The sequence below is a fragment of the Flavobacterium gillisiae genome, assembly GCF_900107635.1.
In the GTDB taxonomy this organism is placed as follows: domain Bacteria; phylum Bacteroidota; class Bacteroidia; order Flavobacteriales; family Flavobacteriaceae; genus Flavobacterium; species Flavobacterium gillisiae.
Map to the genome: position 1 here is coordinate 67,875 of NZ_FNRD01000009.1, position 17,474 is coordinate 85,348.

20 protein-coding genes and 1 tRNA gene are annotated in these 17,474 nt (G+C 33.7%); 11 read left to right on the forward strand and 10 right to left on the reverse strand.

Translation table 11 applies throughout. From position 1 onward, the window contains the following. Positions 1-63 precede the first annotated feature (63 nt). The 8 genes from BLV35_RS12965 to BLV35_RS13000 all read left to right on the forward strand — a co-directional run bounded on the left by BLV35_RS12965 (position 64) and on the right by BLV35_RS13000 (position 5,735). On the forward strand, positions 64-639 hold the full coding sequence (locus BLV35_RS12965; protein WP_091090903.1) for a hypothetical protein: 576 nt from the start codon (positions 64-66) through the stop codon (positions 637-639). 123 nt (positions 640-762) lie between these two features. Continuing rightward, the gene (locus tag BLV35_RS12970; protein WP_091090906.1) at positions 763-1,032 is read left to right on the forward strand and encodes a hypothetical protein; all 270 of its coding nucleotides are present in this window, start codon (positions 763-765) and stop codon (positions 1,030-1,032) included. Between the two features lie 75 nt (positions 1,033-1,107). Then, complete coding sequence (locus BLV35_RS12975) at positions 1,108-1,500, forward strand: hypothetical protein (protein ID WP_091090909.1); 393 nt, start codon at positions 1,108-1,110, stop codon at positions 1,498-1,500. Positions 1,501-1,846: 346 nt separating this feature from the next. Further along, positions 1,847-2,563, forward strand: a complete 717-nt coding sequence (locus tag BLV35_RS12980; protein WP_091090911.1) for a hypothetical protein — start codon at positions 1,847-1,849, stop codon at positions 2,561-2,563. Then, complete coding sequence (locus BLV35_RS12985; protein WP_091090915.1) at positions 2,541-2,999, forward strand: hypothetical protein; 459 nt, start codon at positions 2,541-2,543, stop codon at positions 2,997-2,999. Before BLV35_RS12980 ends, BLV35_RS12985 begins: the two co-directional genes overlap by 23 nt. Before the next feature lie 552 nt (positions 3,000-3,551). Continuing rightward, positions 3,552-4,187, forward strand: coding sequence for a hypothetical protein (locus BLV35_RS12990; RefSeq protein WP_091090918.1), 636 nt, complete (start codon positions 3,552-3,554; stop codon positions 4,185-4,187). Between the two features lie 427 nt (positions 4,188-4,614). After that, entirely contained in the window at positions 4,615-5,199 is a 585-nt protein-coding gene (locus BLV35_RS12995; RefSeq protein WP_091090922.1) for a hypothetical protein, read from the forward strand. Between the two features lie 179 nt (positions 5,200-5,378). Beyond that, positions 5,379-5,735, forward strand: coding sequence for a hypothetical protein (locus BLV35_RS13000; protein ID WP_091090927.1), 357 nt, complete (start codon positions 5,379-5,381; stop codon positions 5,733-5,735). Here the strand turns inward: BLV35_RS13000 and BLV35_RS13005 are convergent. Genes BLV35_RS13005 through BLV35_RS13015 form a run of 4 tightly spaced genes read right to left on the reverse strand, consistent with a single transcriptional unit; the run spans position 5,732 to position 7,949 of the window. Next, on the reverse strand, positions 5,732-6,490 hold the full coding sequence (locus BLV35_RS13005; RefSeq protein WP_091090931.1) for a UDP-2,3-diacylglucosamine diphosphatase: 759 nt from the start codon (positions 6,488-6,490) through the stop codon (positions 5,732-5,734). The two genes, BLV35_RS13000 and BLV35_RS13005, sit on opposite strands and share 4 nt — an antisense overlap. 23 nt (positions 6,491-6,513) lie before the next feature. Further along, on the reverse strand, positions 6,514-6,966 hold the full coding sequence (locus tag BLV35_RS13010) for a 6-pyruvoyl trahydropterin synthase family protein (protein WP_091090936.1): 453 nt from the start codon (positions 6,964-6,966) through the stop codon (positions 6,514-6,516). 35 nt (positions 6,967-7,001) lie between these two features. Further along, on the reverse strand, positions 7,002-7,175 hold the full coding sequence (locus BLV35_RS19305; protein ID WP_176980622.1) for a hypothetical protein: 174 nt from the start codon (positions 7,173-7,175) through the stop codon (positions 7,002-7,004). Between the two features lie 6 nt (positions 7,176-7,181). After that, on the reverse strand, positions 7,182-7,949 hold the full coding sequence (locus BLV35_RS13015; RefSeq protein ID WP_091090940.1) for an enoyl-CoA hydratase/isomerase family protein: 768 nt from the start codon (positions 7,947-7,949) through the stop codon (positions 7,182-7,184). Positions 7,950-8,069: 120 nt separating this feature from the next. On the opposite strand from BLV35_RS13015, the gene BLV35_RS13020 reads away from it, so the two are divergent. Beyond that, positions 8,070-8,143, forward strand: a tRNA-Ala gene (locus BLV35_RS13020). Between the two features lie 114 nt (positions 8,144-8,257). Continuing rightward, the gene (locus tag BLV35_RS13025) at positions 8,258-8,446 is read left to right on the forward strand and encodes a GIY-YIG nuclease family protein (RefSeq protein WP_245712061.1); all 189 of its coding nucleotides are present in this window, start codon (positions 8,258-8,260) and stop codon (positions 8,444-8,446) included. A 96-nt stretch (positions 8,447-8,542) separates the two neighbouring features. Here the strand turns inward: BLV35_RS13025 and BLV35_RS13030 are convergent, their stop codons facing one another. From BLV35_RS13030 to BLV35_RS13050, 5 genes are all read right to left on the reverse strand, one after another. Beyond that, a complete protein-coding gene (locus BLV35_RS13030; RefSeq protein WP_091090943.1) occupies positions 8,543-10,045 on the reverse strand; it encodes an aldehyde dehydrogenase family protein in 1,503 nt (500 codons plus the stop codon). Positions 10,046-10,257: 212 nt separating this feature from the next. Then, complete coding sequence (locus tag BLV35_RS13035; RefSeq protein ID WP_091090946.1) at positions 10,258-11,091, reverse strand: helix-turn-helix domain-containing protein; 834 nt, start codon at positions 11,089-11,091, stop codon at positions 10,258-10,260. Positions 11,092-11,182: 91 nt separating this feature from the next. Next, on the reverse strand, positions 11,183-12,094 hold the full coding sequence (locus tag BLV35_RS13040; protein WP_091090949.1) for a lipid A deacylase LpxR family protein: 912 nt from the start codon (positions 12,092-12,094) through the stop codon (positions 11,183-11,185). 36 nt (positions 12,095-12,130) lie between these two features. Continuing rightward, positions 12,131-12,874 (reverse strand): monofunctional biosynthetic peptidoglycan transglycosylase, encoded by a 744-nt coding sequence (gene mtgA / locus BLV35_RS13045; protein WP_091090951.1) that lies wholly within the window; start codon positions 12,872-12,874, stop codon positions 12,131-12,133. Continuing rightward, positions 12,874-13,986 carry an NAD(P)/FAD-dependent oxidoreductase gene (locus BLV35_RS13050; protein WP_091091328.1) on the reverse strand — a complete coding sequence of 371 codons (1,113 nt, stop codon included), beginning with the start codon at positions 13,984-13,986 and terminating at the stop codon, positions 12,874-12,876. Before BLV35_RS13050 ends, mtgA begins: the two co-directional genes overlap by 1 nt. A 156-nt stretch (positions 13,987-14,142) precedes the next feature. On the opposite strand from BLV35_RS13050, the gene BLV35_RS13055 reads away from it, so the two are divergent. Further along, on the forward strand, positions 14,143-16,044 hold the full coding sequence (locus BLV35_RS13055) for a S9 family peptidase (RefSeq protein ID WP_091090955.1): 1,902 nt from the start codon (positions 14,143-14,145) through the stop codon (positions 16,042-16,044). A gap of 64 nt (positions 16,045-16,108) precedes the next feature. On the opposite strand, the gene accC is transcribed toward BLV35_RS13055, so the two are convergent. Next, entirely contained in the window at positions 16,109-17,455 is a 1,347-nt protein-coding gene (gene accC, locus BLV35_RS13060) for an acetyl-CoA carboxylase biotin carboxylase subunit (RefSeq protein ID WP_091090959.1), read from the reverse strand. Positions 17,456-17,474 lie beyond the last annotated feature (19 nt).

A 17,474-nucleotide genomic window follows, 5' to 3' on the forward strand; every position in this document is an offset into this window, starting at 1 on the left:
AAATAGCTGTAGGTTTGAAAACGATGTTTTTTATACGAAAAAACACTAATTCTAAATCATATTATGAAAAAAATAAAAAAAATACTTTTTATAGCTCCTCTTTTTATGCTTTCTTGCGCTTCCCCTTACCTGAAAAATTATGAGTCAATTCTAACTTTCTTGGAAACACAAAAACTGGACAAACACAAAATTTATGTACTTCAAAAGGATAAAATAAGTAATACTGAACCCTTACGCCTTTTTAATGGCAATGATGGTTTAGATCATTATACACCAAAAAATCGCACGCATGATACATTCCATTCAAAACATTGGAAGAAAATGTATACCACTTATGCCAATGATACAATTATAAAATATTGGAAAAAAGCCGATTTTAAAGAATATAATTTTACTTTAGAAAACAGCAAAATATTATATAGCAGGGTTTATTATGAAAATTACCTCAATAACCTAGAAAGTGCTTATCAGATTATAAAATTGTCAGAACCATTGTATTATTGGAATAAAAAATACCTCCTATTTTCATACGACATAGGCTATCTGTATAGTGGTAGTAATACTAAAGTAATTATCATGAAGAAAGAAAAAAACAAATATGTTTTTTATGGATATCTTAATGATTATATCCATAATTAAACCTTAAAACATTATAATAAAACCCTTTTCTATTTTAAATAAAAAGGGCGTTGTTCTTTAAATTGAAATGTCACTAAAAACGGGTATTTTATTTACAGTAAATTAGCTGTAAGTTTGAAAACGATGTTTTTTATACGAAAAAAAACTAATTTTAAATTATATAAAGCATTTCATAAAAATGTGCTTACAGATGATTATAATAAATACACTAGTTACTATGGCGCAACGCCTACTGATGCTTTTTATGAGGCTATGGCTTGGAGCGGACTTAGAGACAACAATGTTAAAGCCTGGGTAGGTTTACCTGCAGAAAAAAAAGCTGCTATAGAAGCACTCGCTAATAGAGTTCCTAATTTAAGTAAAACAGTACCTTGCCCTACCTCCTCCAACTAAATAGTAAAAAAAATCCAAACTAGGTATTGAAATTTCCATACCTAGTTTAGATTATAAAATTTTAAAACTTTAAATATGAAAACAGCAATTCTCCTTTTACTATCTCTATTTATAGGCCCTAATTTACAGGCTCAAGAAAAACAAAAAGACACACTCTTTTTTAATTATAACAATAAATACATTAGAACACTTGTTGAAATGCCAAACGAGTTTTATATAAAAGATGGAAGTGGCGCTAGTTACGGTACTTTTTTCTTTAAAGAAGTAAAAGTCCTAAATAATCTAAAACCAAAAAAAAACCTATGTCTTAAAAAATTTATACGATCCTCTAAATACTATGATAAAAATAAGGAACCACAGTTAGACGATTATAAACTAGCCTTTTTTTTAAACAATTATATTATTTTTTTGACAAAAAGAAATAAATCAGAATATATTCAAGTTGTGGCAGCTGTTAGAATTGAATAAAATCATAAAATTAAGATGTTCCTTACCCTAAAATAGACTTACAAAAAGACATAGAAGAGTCATAATTTAATTTAAAATAAAAAGTCGGTAATGAACCCTGAGATTCGTTGCCGGCTTTTTACCTTTTAGTTACAAGATAAATAATATGAAATATCACTAAAACTGGGTATTTGATTCATAGTAAATTAGCTGTAAGTTTGAAAATGATGTTTTTTACTCGAAAAAACACTAATTTTAAATCATACTATGAAAGTAAAATTATTTACCCCCCCATTTTTTACTGCTATTCCTTGCGCTAATGCTCTTTTCTTGTACTAAAGATAATTTGCATGACAACATTGTCAGCATGAAATACCAAGCCATAGCCGCTGATGAAGCCTCAAATTTCTTTTCTTCCACTTCTTCAAAAGAGTTGTTTGCTAAAACAAAGAACAATCTTGATTTAAAAATTGACAATGCTTCTTTAATTTTTGAGTATATTAAGAACACGAGTTTAGCTATGCCTGTTTTTAAGGCGACTACTAAGTACAGGAAGATGAGTACCGAAGTGTTCTTGGTAAAGGTTGAAGATGTAATTCTCCCATTTTTATTTAATAGAATAGCTGATGAAAAAGCACAGACTAAAGAGTTTTCTGGGATTATTATTATATCAAAGTTAAATGGCGACTTTGTTAATGGCTATAAGGTAATAAATGGTGCCTTTGTTTCTCAATTTATTAAAAATACAAACAACTACACAACAGAAGAAAATATTAATTTTGTTAATTCATTACGTGACAATTTTCCAGGATTATACGATTATTATTACGCTAGAGCTCATCCAGATTATAACCATAATTTAATGGCTCAACATTATCGATCCACAATTGCAGATATAGCCCAAACATTTGACAACAATACTTTTCCTAGACAAATTTATGAAGATTTAGCATGGGCAGGTTTAAGGGTAATAGATGAAAATACTAATTCAATTGCATGGAACAATCTGACAACTGAAGAGCAAGAAAGAATAAAATCAAATCTCTTAAACATATTTCATAATGGAACTAAAAACTGCAATTAAGATGAGAAGATTATTTTTATTAATTATTTTTTTTTCACATTTTATTTTTTCACAAACTAAAAAATATTATACCCTAGAAAAACAAACTAAAAAATACCCTAAAATAGTTAGATATATATCCTTAAACAAAGGTGAAAAAATTATTCACGATTCAAATACAATTATTTTTTATATTGACTATCAGACATTTAAGTACAACAAAAACATTCATAGAATAGATACTTGCTCTAGTTCTAAAATAAAGAAGATTAAAACAGTTACAGTTAGTCAATTAAGAAAAGATGAATTTAATGAACACTTGAATCTATCAAAAGAGAATGGTAGAAAAATTCCACTTTCATTGAGCCATTATAATTCTATAGTATTTATAATAGAAAAACTGTCCTCAGAAAAATATATTATATATGAAGTTGATTGGATTTATCAAATTAGATAAAAGGTAACTATTCACCCGTGTGACGATCCCATTCATGGTTGTGATAATGATACTTGCATAAAAAAAGCCTAACTGATTTGTTAGGCTTGATTGTAATATCTTATTTAGTGTGCTGGATATTTTTATTAAAAGATGAAACAAGTACTAGTCACAAGACTTCCGTGAGTCCCGCTGGCGCTCGTTTGTTTCCTCGTTCTGGTACTTGCCTGCGGCGAGTACCTACCTATATTGAAAAGACAAATTGTAGCATTTGCAACTCGGATAATTAAAACAAAGTAAGGTATAAAAGTGTGTTTTTTTAACCTGAAATGTAAGTAAAAGTCAATGACTCGGTAAATGTTGAACCATAGTGGTAAATGAGTCGCGTTATGAACGCAATATTTAGTGCTAAAAAGTAAGTAGGTAGTTTCGCTGTGAAATTCCCCGTGGGTACAATTGAAAGGAAACGAATTGAAAACAGATACGCATGTGAACAATCTGGAAGAAGCATAGACGCTGATACTACTAACGAACAGAATCCAATAGGAAAACCGTGTAATTAATAATCATATCATGAGAAACACAATAATTTACATCCTCATAAGTTTCATCTATATTAATGCCTTTTCACAGACTAAAAATGATTTAGAATGCGAGAAAAAAGAAAAATTTGAAGCAGTTAATAATTATTTATCATCCGTAATTAAGGATAAAAATAAAGAGATTATTATTGTTAAGAAAAAAACAAACGTAAGTGAAATTCTAAGGTTATTCAAAGGCAATATAATCAAAGATAATTTAGGTTATTTTGTTGAACGGGATGGAGGCGCTCCCGAACCATTATATAATGAAAAAGACTTTGAAATCATGAAAAAAAAATATCAAGATCAAACTTCGACTTATAAACGAGAAAATTTTACAAATACACTTTGGGATCCTGAAGATTTCACTTACAATAAAATCATTTTTGAAAATTGGGAAGATGTATACTTAAAAATGCAAAAAGTACTTTACCCTAGAGAACCCGTGATTCAAATTTTTACTCTATCAGAGCCTATTTATTATAAGAGTAAACAATATCTTGTCATTCAAATTTCTATTGGTGATACAAACTCTTCAGGCTTCCCATCGCGGCTAATTGCAATAATGAAAAAAATAAAAGGAAAATGGATTATAGTCAATGAAACAAGGGATTATATAATGAATTAATCCCGCTGGCGCTCGTTTGTCTTCTCGTTCTGGTACTTGCCTGCGGCGAGTACCTACATATATTGAAAAGACAAATTGTAGCATTTGCAACTCGGATAATTAAAACTAATTAAGGTATAAAAGTGTTTTTTTTTTAAACCTGGAATGTAAGTAAAAGTCAATGACTCGGTAAATGTTGAACCATAGTGGTAAATGAGTCGCGTTATGAACGCAATATTTAGTGCTAAAAAGTAAGTAGGTACTCGTTGCAAACGAGCACCAGAGGGTTTAGTGGGTACATCTATTTATAAAAGAAATTATCAAAATGATCAAAACGACAAAAAATATGCTGCTCGAGGAAGAATTGAGAATAGAATTGTTGCAGAAGCATATAATAGCTCTAGAGGAGACCAAAATCCCATAGGAAAACCCTATAAATAAATAAATCATGAAAAATTACCTATTATTTTCTCTAGTTGGATTTTTACTAATATCGTGTTCTACTACAAAATTAGAAAACGAAATCATTGAAAATTTTTTGAATGAAAAACATAAGAATGATACAGAAAAGGTTTTTCTAATTAATAAAGCACTTTCTAAAAAATCAGCGTTATCAATTTACGAATATGCATACAACAGGAGGGACTTGACTTACTACTTAAGCCAGCCTTTAAAAGACAAGAACAATTGGCTACTTAATACCACTACTCTGATTCGCTTAAAAAAATTATATAATAAGGACACGATTACCTATTATTGGAAAAAAACAGATTTCGAAAACTTAAATGTTCCAATCATGGAATACCCTATGAATTTCACTGACAGTGAGGTTACAGAACACTTACAAGGATCTAGTAAAGGGTATATAATTAGCCGCCCAGTATTGTTTTCAAATAATAAAAACGCTCTTCTCTGTTTTAGTTCCTATTCGATTATTCTTGGTGGCTCATCTGGGAGACAGATATATATATTAAAGAAAATAAAAGGGAAGTGGATTGTTGAAGACGAATATTTTGATGGAGTTTATAACTAGACTCCAACCCCGTAAAATAGATTTACAAAAAACAGTGACGAATAGGAAAAAGAGGAGTCATAATTCCATTTAAAATAAAAAGTCGGTATTGAATCCTGAGGTTCGTTACCGACTTTTTATTTTATTTTTATTTAGATTAAATATAAATAATTATTATATTTGTTTCAAACGATTGACTCATGCAAGAAATGAAACAGATATATTATAATGATGCCGGTACTTCTTTCTACTGGAGAAAAGAGGACGAAGTATTAACTGATAAAGTCCAATTGATTTTTAGAGAAACTGGTTTTTATTTTAGCCGACATGAACTGAAATTATTTCAGTGTTGCATTCAAGAAAGTTATATTATTAATAACTGCTGTGATGATTGTGCCCTGAAAAATAAATGCCACAAATTTTTACTTAAAACACCTTGCTCTCAAATTGATTTAGCCGTTTCCATGGAAGAGTTAAACTCGGTAAAAGACCTAGTAGAAGGTACTTTGTTTAAAATTAATCTAGATGATTATTTATACGGTGAGGGAATGAATTAATTCTCATATTTTTTTATTTCGAAAGTTTCTCCATCGAAAACTCCATAAGTAAAATAGCTGATCCAGTCGCCCAGATTGACGTATTCTGAATTTTCTCCTACACTCAATTTCATCGGCAAATGGCGGTGTCCAAAAATAAGGTAGTTGTAATGTTTGGTTTCCAATTTTCTTTTTGAATACAAAATCAACCATTCGTTGTCTTCTCCAAGAAAGGTAACATCTTCGTCGCCGGATATCAATTTATTTTTTACAGAAAGATATTGTGCTAAACGGACTCCAATATCCGGATGTAGCCATCTAAAGAGCCATTTGGAGAAAGGATTGGTAAACACTTTTTTCATTCGTTTGTACCCCATATCACCAGGACCTTTTCCGTCTCCATGCCCAATAAGGAATGTTTTACCTCCAAAAGTAAATTCTTGATTATCATGAAACACCGGAATATTTAATTCTTTTTGGAAATAATCTTCCATCCATAAATCGTGATTCCCAACGAAGAAATAGATTGGAATTCCGCTGTCTCTAATTTCCGCTAATTTCCCTAAAACCCGAACAAATCCCTTTGGAACAACCGATTTATATTCGAACCAAAAATCAAACAAATCTCCTAACAGAAAAATCGCTTCGGCATCTTCTTTTACTTCATCAAGCCAAGCCACAAATCGCTTTTCTCTTGGTAAACTAAGTTCTGCCGTTGGCGCGCCGAAATGCTGATCGGAGGCAAAGTATATTTTTTTATTGTTGGCTAAATGCATGAAGCTGAAGTATCAATTTTGAATTACAAATTATCGCTGGCGTACCATTCGGCAAAAGACGAATCTGTTTCTTGCAATTTTAAAGAAAAAAGTCTTATGTCTGCTGGTAATCTACCAATTATTCGTTGGGCAAAATCAATTACCATATTTTCGCTTGTAGGTTGGTAATCTACCAAAATAACATGATGCCCTCTGTTCTTTAATTCGTGCGCCAATTCCACATGAGGAGTAGTTTCATTAAAAACGGTGGCATGATCAAACTGATCTACAATCTCTTCTTTTACAATTTTTTTTAAGTCGGTAAAATCAATCACCATTCCAAACTTTACGTCATTACGGTTCTCGATAGGACTCCCAATAACGGTTACAGACAACTTATAACTATGTCCGTGAACATTTTTACATTTGCCATCATACCCATAAAGCGCATGACCGGTTTCGAAACTAAATTTTTTTGTAATTCTGATATTGCTCATTTCCGTATAATTTTGGTTGCAAATTTAGTGAAAAATTAACCGTTTTTGTCTCTTTTTTTTGCAGAAGCATACATCCAATAAGCTAGTCCCACCAAAACAACAAATGGAATAAAGGAACCAATAATCACTCCTATCTGATAACTACTGTCAGTCGCATCTTTTATTTTTTCGGCTATATTTACTTGTTGTACAAGAGCTGTAATTCTCATTTCCTATTATTTTTTAAATTGACCTAGAGCCTTTTTGGTAAAATCAGATAATACCAATTCACCTGATATCGCGGCTCTCTCCAGCAGTAATACATCCCAGTCTTCTGTTCCTTCCCAAATTATCTTTTTCATTTGCGCTAAAGCTTCTGGATTATAAGAAGCTAACTTTGTAGTAAAATGAGCGATATCAATATCTAATTCTACCTGATTTTCCAATACTTTGGCGTAAAGCCCTTTATCTTGCGCCCAATCTGTATCTTTCCACTCGGTAGCCGCAAGCGTCATCTCTGTCATTGCTGTTTTACCAATTTTTCGACTTACCGCAGGCTCAATCACAAATGGACCAATCCCGATAGCAAGTTCCGAAAGTTTGATACTACTATCAATGGTCGCAAAAGCGTAATCACAGGCCGCGGCAATACCTACACCACCTCCAACTGCTTTCCCGTGAATGCGCCCTACTATTATTTTAGAACACTTTCGCATGGCATTTATTAAATTAGCAAACCCAGAGAAAAACAGCGTTCCTTCCTCCTGATTAGATACTGCCAAAAGTTCGTCAAAAGAAGCTCCGGCACAAAAAGCACCTGCCCCTTCGCTTCGCAGAACAATCACAGAAACACTGGAATTAGTACTCAGCTGGTTTAACTCTGCTGTTAATTCGTTTAACAATTGCCTTGGAAAAGAATTACTTGCCGGATGACCAAATTGCACCGTTGCAATATTATCTTTAATTATCGTAGTGAGTGAACCGGAGTTATTTGATGCAGTCATTTTTATTTTTTATTGTAAAGTTAAAATTATTATGAAGAATGTCACCCTTTTATCAGAACAGAAAGTTGTTTTTTTATTTGTCTTTTGAATGTAAAATAATGTTATATTTGCGAAAGAATTGGGGGATTAGCTCATTTGGCTAGAGTGCTTGCCTGGCAGGCAAGAGGTGATCGGTTCGAATCCGATATTCTCCACAAAACACAAACTCAAGTCAGACGGCTTGAGTTTTTTTATTTTAGAGCTATGTTTTACACTTATATTATTTTCTCTAAAACTTAAATAAGTACTACACTGGTTCTTGTGAAAACATTGAAACTAGGCTTAATGACCATTTAAATAGCAGAAGTAAATTTACCAAAACCGCCAAAGATTGGATACTTGTTTACTTTGAAACGTTTGACTCCCGGTCGTTAGCTATAAAAAGAGAAATGGAAATTAAAAAAAAGAAAAGCAGAAAACATATTGAATTTTTAATATCACAGAACTCAATTGACTAGATTGCCTCGACGGATGTATTCATAAAAACAACTTAAAAAAGGCTGCCTCAAAAAATTGAGACAGCCTTTTTATTTATGAATTAACAATGCTCTTAATTAAAAGAATCCCATTGGTTTTTTGTCGTAAGAGATCAACATGTTTTTTACAACACGGTAATGATCCAATGCCATTTTATGGTTTTCACGACCAAATCCTGATTCTTTTACTCCACCAAACGGAGCGTGAGCAGGATAAGTATGATATTGGTTTACCCAAACTCTACCCGCTTGAATAGCACGTGGAACTTGGAATAATTCGTGAGCATCACGAGACCAAACACCAGCCCCTAATCCGTAAGGAGTATCATTTGCAATAGCAATAGCTTCTTCAGTAGAACTAAATGTAGTTAAGGCTACAACTGGCCCAAAAATTTCTTCTTGGAAAACACGCATGTTGTTTGTTCCTTTTAATACTGTTGGTTGGATGTAATATCCTTCAGAAATTTCTCCTTCATAGTTACCAGCGTCTCCACCAGCTAATACTTCAGCACCTTCTTCTTTACCAATTTTGATATAGTCAAGAATTTTTTCGTACTGTGGTTTAGAAACTTGAGAACCAATCATTGTTTCAGGATCTAATGGATTACCTGTTTTTATCGCTTTTAAACGCTCTTGCATTCTTTCGATAAAACGATCAGCAATATCTTCGTGTACTAATATACGAGTTGGAGCTGTACAAATTTCACCTTGATTAAGAGCAAACATTAACGCTCCTTCGATTGCTTTGCTAAAGAAATCATCGTCGTGATCTGCTACTGATGGGAAGAAAATGTTTGGAGATTTTCCACCTAATTCCATTGTTACTGGAATAATGTTCTCAGCTGCATTGTGCAATACTTTACGTCCTGTTTCTGTTGAACCAGTAAATGAAAGTTTAGCAATGCGCTTAGATGTTGCTAAAGCGGCACCCGCTTCTGCTCCAAAACCAGTTACGATGTTTAATACACCTGCAGGTAAAACATCGCCTATCAATTCCATTAGCATGATAACACTTGTAGGAGTTTGTTCGGCTGGTTTAACAACTGCAGTACAACCGGCTGCTAAAGCTGGAGCAATTTTCCAAGCTAGCATTAACATTGGAAAGTTCCAAGGAATGATTTCTCCAACAACTCCAATAGGTTCATGCAATACGATACTAACTGTGTTTTTATCATGCTCAGAGATACTTCCTTCGTCTGCGCGGATAACTCCTGCAAAATAACGGAAGTGATCAATACAATAAGGAATATCTGCTGCTCTTGATTCACGGATTGGTTTACCGTTATCAATTGTTTCTAAAGTTGCAAGGTATTCGAAGTTGTCTTCCATTACTTGTGCAATTTTTAATAACATATTGCTACGCTCTGTTGCAGATGAAGTACTCCAAGAAGGAAACGCTTCGTGTGCTGCGTCTAAAGCTAAGTCTATATCTTCTTGTGTAGAACGAGCTGCTTGAGTAAATACTTTTCCGTCTACTGGCGATACGTTATCGAAGTATTGCCCTTTTACAGGAGCTACGAATTTACCGCCAATAAAATTCCCGTATCTTTCTTTGAATACAGGTTTAGTTACATTTGCCATAATTATTTGTTTTAAATTTTTAGATGTAATTCTTAAAAATTGCTTCTTATTAATTACACTGCAAATTTATGGCAGCAGTTCACTTATCAAGTTATTGATTCAGTTCAATAACTTATGAAAAACGTTCAATGTTGTTTTCGTTAAAATAAATAAGGGTCTAAAAACTAATAACCAATTGTTTTTAAGCGTTTTATGTTATTTTATAATTACTTCTACAAATCAGTTGGACTAATTCCAAACTTATTTTTAAAGGCTATACTAAAGTTAGACAGGTTGTTATATCCAATATCTAAATAAATATCTGAAGCTTTTAATTCTCCAGCTTGCAGCAATTCTTTTGCTTTTTGAAGGCGCTTTTCTTGCAGCCATTTGCCGGGAGCTTCATTATACTCCGAAGTAAAATGACGTTTGAAAGTCGATAGACTCATATTACATAAAAAGGCGATTTCTTCCAGTTTCAAATTAGAGTGCACATTACTTTCTACAATATTTTTGAAAGGCGAAACCTCTTTTGAGATTAAGGAATGTAAATAATATTCAAACTCATTGCCGTATTTATTTAATAAATACAGCATGATTTCTTCAAATTTTAAAACCAGCAAAGCCTCACTGTAACTGTGATTTAAAAAGGTGTCAGACGAAAGAGAGTTTATAAAGGAAGCGATATAATCATCATTTTCAATTACAAAATACGGCACCTCTTCCTTGTAAGGCTTCGCATCATTGGTGTATTTACTTAAAAATTCGGTTAGTTTTTTCTCTGAAAAAAAGAAAAGCTTACAAAAATAAATAGCTTCCGTGTCGAGTAATTCTGTCCAAAGCCAATTTCCTTTTTTAAGCAGTAAAGATTGCTTACTGTTGACCGCCATAGAGGTATTTGCAAAATGAACTTGCTTCTTACCCACTTGTAAAAAACTAAACATATTCATGCTTAAATTGACTTTGCTTTTTACTACATCGCTTGTCATTTTAAAATCATAAACAAATATATCTCGAGGCGTATCCTTTTTTTGGAAATAAATCTCTGGTATGTTTTCTATCGGCATTTGATACTTCTTAAAAGGATTACTGTACTATATACTTGACTTTTATTTTTCTAAATTAACAGAACTCGATACGAATGATAGCATCAGCACGTTATCGCAACAAATAAGAAACTCCTATCGATCCGTAAAAATATCCTGTATTGATTTCATTATGTAGTTCTTTACTTCTGTACACAAAGACGTAGGATAAATTTAGATTGTTTTTTCGGTATTTAAAACCAGCCTCACCATTGAAACGAACGGGAATTAAATCAAAAGTTATTGGGCTATTATCATTGAAAAGACTTCCTTCTATTGTAGCATCATACATCTGATATTTGATACTGGGAGCAATGTAAAAATAAAACTCTTGCACTATTTTCTCAGGTTTACGAAAAACGGAGGCTCCGTATAAATTAGAATCATAAATAGGCACTAATTTTTTGAATCCAATACGGGTTAAAAAACCAGCGGATATGCCTGTGAAAATAGTCCCCAAATCGGCTTCTGATTGAAAATGAAAATCGACTTTATCACTATTTAGTTTAGGAAGTAATTTACTGGAAAACAAAAAATGACTCTGTATTGCTAGCGCATTACTAACTTGGGTCTCCCAGCCGTAGACTCCTTTATAACTGAAAAATTTATGAAATCTTTTTTGCGTTTCTTCTGCAAAAGAATTTGGCCCCACAAAACCCAATTCGATTCCCCCTTTAAAAACCGTTTCATTATGAAAAAACAATCCTTTTTCTAACCCTCCAAAAAGATAGCCTGCAAAAGGTCGGTCAATTACCGCTACAGCTCCCTTATTTATAAATTTCGGATTAAAAATGTATTGACCAATTCTAATTTCGACAATCTTTTTATTTACTTTCTCATCGTCATTCTTTGTTAAAAAGCGATAAAAAATCTCCATACCATTGGTGTAATACTTATCGTTCTTAGAAGAGGTATACAAATCGTTTTCCGTTATCAGACCTATTTCTCTTGTCCTACTTTGTCCTAAAACAATAGTAGTTGCCATAAATAAGAAAATAATATAAGTCTTTTTTGGCACGTTCTAGTATTTGATTTTCCCTACCGTTCGCATCACTCGCATAATTTTTGTCTTTCTATTATTAATGTATGATGACGAACTAGTTGCTGTGAACTTTCTAGGATTAGGTAAAATCGCCGCTATTCCAGCAGCTTGAATTGGTGTTAAATCTTTGGCATCTTTTCTATACCAATGTTCAGCCGCAGCTTGAGCACCATACACGCCATTTCCCATTTCGATACTATTTAGATACACTTCCATGATGCGCTCTTTACCCCAGATAAATTCTATAAGAACCGTAAAATACGCTTCTAATCCTTTCCTGAAATAACTACGTCCCTGCCATAGAAATACGTTTTTGGCAGTTTGTTGCGATATAGTACTTCCTCCTTTTATTTTTCGACCTCGCTCATTACCCTTGTACGCTTTTTGCATCGCCTTGAAATCAAATCCATTATGAACAAGAAAACTTCCATCTTCACTAGCAATAACGGCTTTCTGTAAGTTGACAGAAATATTCTCAATAGGCTCCCAATCGTGACTAAATGAATTTTCTTTTTTATCAGAGATGTTTTCCACAGTACGTATCAGCATCAAAGGTGTAAACGGAACGGGAACAAATTTATAAAGCACCACAAAAAACAAGGAAATTCCAAAGAACCACAAGACTGCTTTAAACAAGAAACGACTTAGTATATTCATAAAATTGCTGGATTCTTTTTTTACCGGTTTTTTAATCGGTTTTTTTCGAGTTATTTTTGTTGCCATTATACTAAATCTGCTAATTCTGTTCCTATTAAACTTCCAATCGCTACTCCCATTCCTCCAAGTCTCACGCCACAATAGACATTTTCAGACAATTGTGAAACAATAGGATTCTTGCTATTACCAATACCCATGATTCCGCTCCAACGATGGGCAATCTCAAATTTTTGATTGGGTAAAATTACTTCTTTTAATAATTGCTCCAACTTATTTTGTACAATTTCTGTTTGTGCAAACTCTGTGGTGTTTTCGGTATCAAAATCTAAATTCCGACCGCCACCTAGCAAGATTCGGTCTCCAATGTTTCTAAAATAATAATACCCACGATCCAAATGAAAAGTTCCTTTAATATCAAGATTTTCAATTGGCTCCGTTATTAACACCTGAGCTCTCGCAGGCTTTACTGCTCCCCCAGTTAATCCATTTGCAAAACCGTTTGTAGCAAATAATACTTTCTTTGATCTAAAACTAAAATCATTCAATACCACTTCAACATCGTTTCCTTTTTCTAAAAATGCAGTAACCGTCTGCTGATTCAAAATCAATATATTATTTGACACTGCTTGTTTCAACAACTCCTGCATCATATTTCCAGTATCAATTTGAGCCTCAAACGGATTGAAAATCAAATGTTCTCGAATACCATTAAATCCAAAACGATCTATTTCTTTAGCAAATACATCCGATCTAAAAAGAGGTTTTAAAATCTCATTTATGAACGGTAATTTATTCATGCAGTCTGCATAGCAACTTTCATCTTCCTTTAAAAATAACTCATACCCTCCGAAAGGTTTAAAATCAATCGCTTCATCGCCAAGACGCTTGCGTAACAATCGAAGTCCTTCCCACCTTTTTGTAACCAGTTGAAAAACTTCTTCCTCCGAATGGGATTTTAAATCATCAATAATTTCAGAAATACTTCCAAAGCACGCAAAACCAGCATTCTTAGTGCTCGCTCCATGAGGTAACATTCCTTTTTCCAGTACTAGTATTTTACTATCCGGGTATTTTTCGCGCAAGCGTAAAGCAGCATGTAGCCCAACAATTCCGCTACCTACTACCGTATAATCTACCTTAGTAAACCAGTTTTTTAATTCCCAATAACTTAGTTGCATCTGAAAAATTTTTATAAAAATAATATTTTTAGTTTTGTAAACGGGTATGAAACACCCTTTTTTACCATAATGATTATTGAAAAGACTTAACATAATCCTCTGATTGTTTTTAGATTATTGTCGTAATTTAGAAGCCTAAATTATACCGTTCTTTTTATGAAAAAAATACTTCTTACAACCTTAACAATGATGAGTTTAAGCGCAATGGCCCAAAACGTAATGTCGCCAGAAATCCTATGGAAACTGGGACGAGTGAGCTCCTTAGGCATTTCTAAAGATACTAAAAATGTAGTTTATAAAGTAACTACCCCTTCTATTGAAGAAAACAAGTCTAGTTCAAAATTCTACATCATTCCTATAAATGGTGGAACTCCAACTGAAGTTAAAGAAACAAAAACTTTAGTAAAAGATAAAAATATTTCGCCTGACGGCAAATACCTTGTCTATAACGAAGAGGTAAAAATCAGCAATATTCTTGGGAAAGATTTCTATCCTGACCTAGAAAAATCTGAAGTACAAATCTACGATGGCCTAGACTACCGCCACTGGGACACTTGGAACGAAGGGAAATTCAACCATGTCCTTTACAAAGAAAACACAGACGGAGCAGTGGGAACTGACATCATGGGCAAAGAAAATTTTGACAGTCCACAAAAGCCTTTCGGCGGAGATGAAGATTACATCTGGTCTCCAGATAGTAAAAAAATTCTATACGTAAGTAAGAAAAAGGCGGGAACACAGTATGCTATTTCTACAAATACCAATATTTATGAATACAGCTTAGAGACTGGATTGACTACTAATAAAACGGAAGACAACCTAGGATATGATGTCGCGCCTCAATTTTCTCCGTCTGGAAACCTGACTTGGTTACAAATGAAACGCGAAGGCTATGAAGCCGATAAAAACGACATCATTGTTGATTTTAAAGGCATAAAAATGAATCTTACCGCTAATTGGGACGGTACTGTTGATAGTTTTCTTTGGAGCAAAGATGGTAGCAAAGTCTATTTTACTGCTGCAATTGATGGAACAAAACAACTATTTGAAGTGAATTTTCCTGGAATGACTAGAATTGCAATAAATGTGCAACAAATTACAAAAGGAGATTTTGATGTAAACGACTTGATTGGATTTTCGGGTAATAGTATTATTGTTACAAGAGCAGATATGAACCATGCTTCGGAGATTTTTTCTTTCGATCTAAAGAAAAACACTTGGAAACAAATCACCAATGTAAATTCAGCAATTTACGATTCATTGGCGTTAAGCAAAACAGAAAGAAGATATGTAACCACAACAGACGGCAAGAAAATGTTAGTATGGGTAATTTTACCTCCAAATTTTGATGCTACAAAAAAATATCCAACACTTTTATATTGCCAAGGAGGTCCGCAAAGTGCGCTGACACAATTCTATTCTTTCCGTTGGAATTTTCAGTTGATGGCTGCCAATGGCTATATAGTTGTGGCTCCCAATCGTCGTGGAATGCCAGGACATGGAGTAGAATGGAATGAGCAAATCAGTAAAGACTGGGGCGGACAGGTAATGGACGATTACCTTTCGGCTATTGATGATGTATCTAAAGAAAGTTATGTAGACAAAACTCGTTTAGGTTGCGTCGGGGCAAGTTATGGTGGCTATTCGGCATTTTATTTAGCTGGAATACACAACAACCGATTTAAAACTTTCATTGCTCATGATGGTGTTTTCAATACACAAAGTATGTTTGGCACGACCGAGGAAGTTTTCTTTAGCAACTGGGATTTTGGCGGACCATATTGGGAAAAAGATAATGCTACAGCTCAAAAAACCTATACTACATTCAACCCTATTAATTTAGTAGAAAAATGGAATACTCCAATTTTAATTATTCAAGGAGGAAAAGATTTTAGAGTTCCAATAGGACAAGGTCAAGAAGCTTTTCAAGCTGCGCAACTTCGTGGTATAAAAAGTAGGTTTCTGTATTTCCCAGAAGAAAATCACTGGGTTCTGAAACCACAGAATGCCCAAGTTTGGCAAAAAGAATTCTTCAAATGGCTGAAAGAAACCTTATAGATTTACAAGCGGACATAAAAAAACCTCACTGAAAAGTGAGGTTTTTTGCTTTTATATATGCTTTTTATTCTGGAGCGATCATTTTGAACGTATCCATAAAAGCAGTAGTATAATCCCCAGCTATATAACGAGGATCATCCATTAATTGTCTGTGAAAAGGTATTGTAGTTTTAATTCCTTCAATTACAAATTCATCTAATGCTCTTCTCATTTTGCTAATCGCTTCTTCTCTAGTTTGAGCAGTAGTAATTAACTTAGCGATCATAGAGTCATAATTAGGCGGAATTGTATATCCTGAATACACATGAGTATCTAATCGAACTCCGTGTCCTCCTGGCATATGAAGTGTCGTTATTTTTCCTGGAGAAGGTCTAAAATCATTATAAGGATCTTCAGCATTAATACGACATTCGATGGCGTGCAACTGAGGCAAATAGTTTTTACCTGAAATAGGCACTCCAGCAGCTACTAAAATTTGCTCACGAATCAAGTCATAATCAATAACCTGTTCTGTAATTGGGTGCTCCACCTGAATACGAGTATTCATTTCCATGAAATAGAAATTACGGTGTTTATCAACCAAAAACTCTACCGTTCCCGCACCTTCATACTTGATGTATTCAGCTGCTTTTACTGCTGCTTCACCCATTTTCAAACGCAATTCGTCTGTCATAAATGGAGAAGGAGTTTCTTCGGTCAATTTTTGATGGCGTCTTTGTACTGAACAGTCCCTTTCAGAAAGGTGACATGCTTTTCCATATGAATCACCAATAACTTGGATTTCGATATGACGAGGTTCTTCAATTAGTTTTTCAAGATACATTCCGTCATTCCCAAAAGCAGCGGCAGATTCCTGACGGGCACCGTCCCATGCTTTAAGTAATTCTTCTTCTTTCCAAACTGCACGCATTCCTTTTCCACCACCACCAGCGGTTGCTTTCAGCATTACTGGGTAACCAAAAGATCGTGCTAATTCCTGAGCTTGTTCGAATGACTCTAGAATACCTACTGAACCGGGAACAACTGGCACGCCCGCTTCAATCATTGTGGCTTTTGCAGATGCTTTATCGCCCATTCTGTCTATCATTTCTGGAGAAGCTCCAATAAATTTAATCCCGTGTTCCTGACATATTTTTGAAAATTTTGAATTTTCAGAAAGAAACCCATATCCCGGATGTATTGCATCTGCATTAGTAATTTCTGCAGCGGCAATAATATTTGACATTTTCAAATAGGACAAATTACTTGGAGGTGGTCCTATGCAAACAGCTTCATCAGCAAACCTTACGTGTAAACTTTCTACATCAGCAGTAGAATAAACAGCCACCGTTTTAATGCCCATTTCTTTACAAGTTCGAATTACGCGAAGCGCAATTTCCCCTCTATTTGCAATTAATATTTTTTTAAACATCTTTTTTAAATTTAAAATT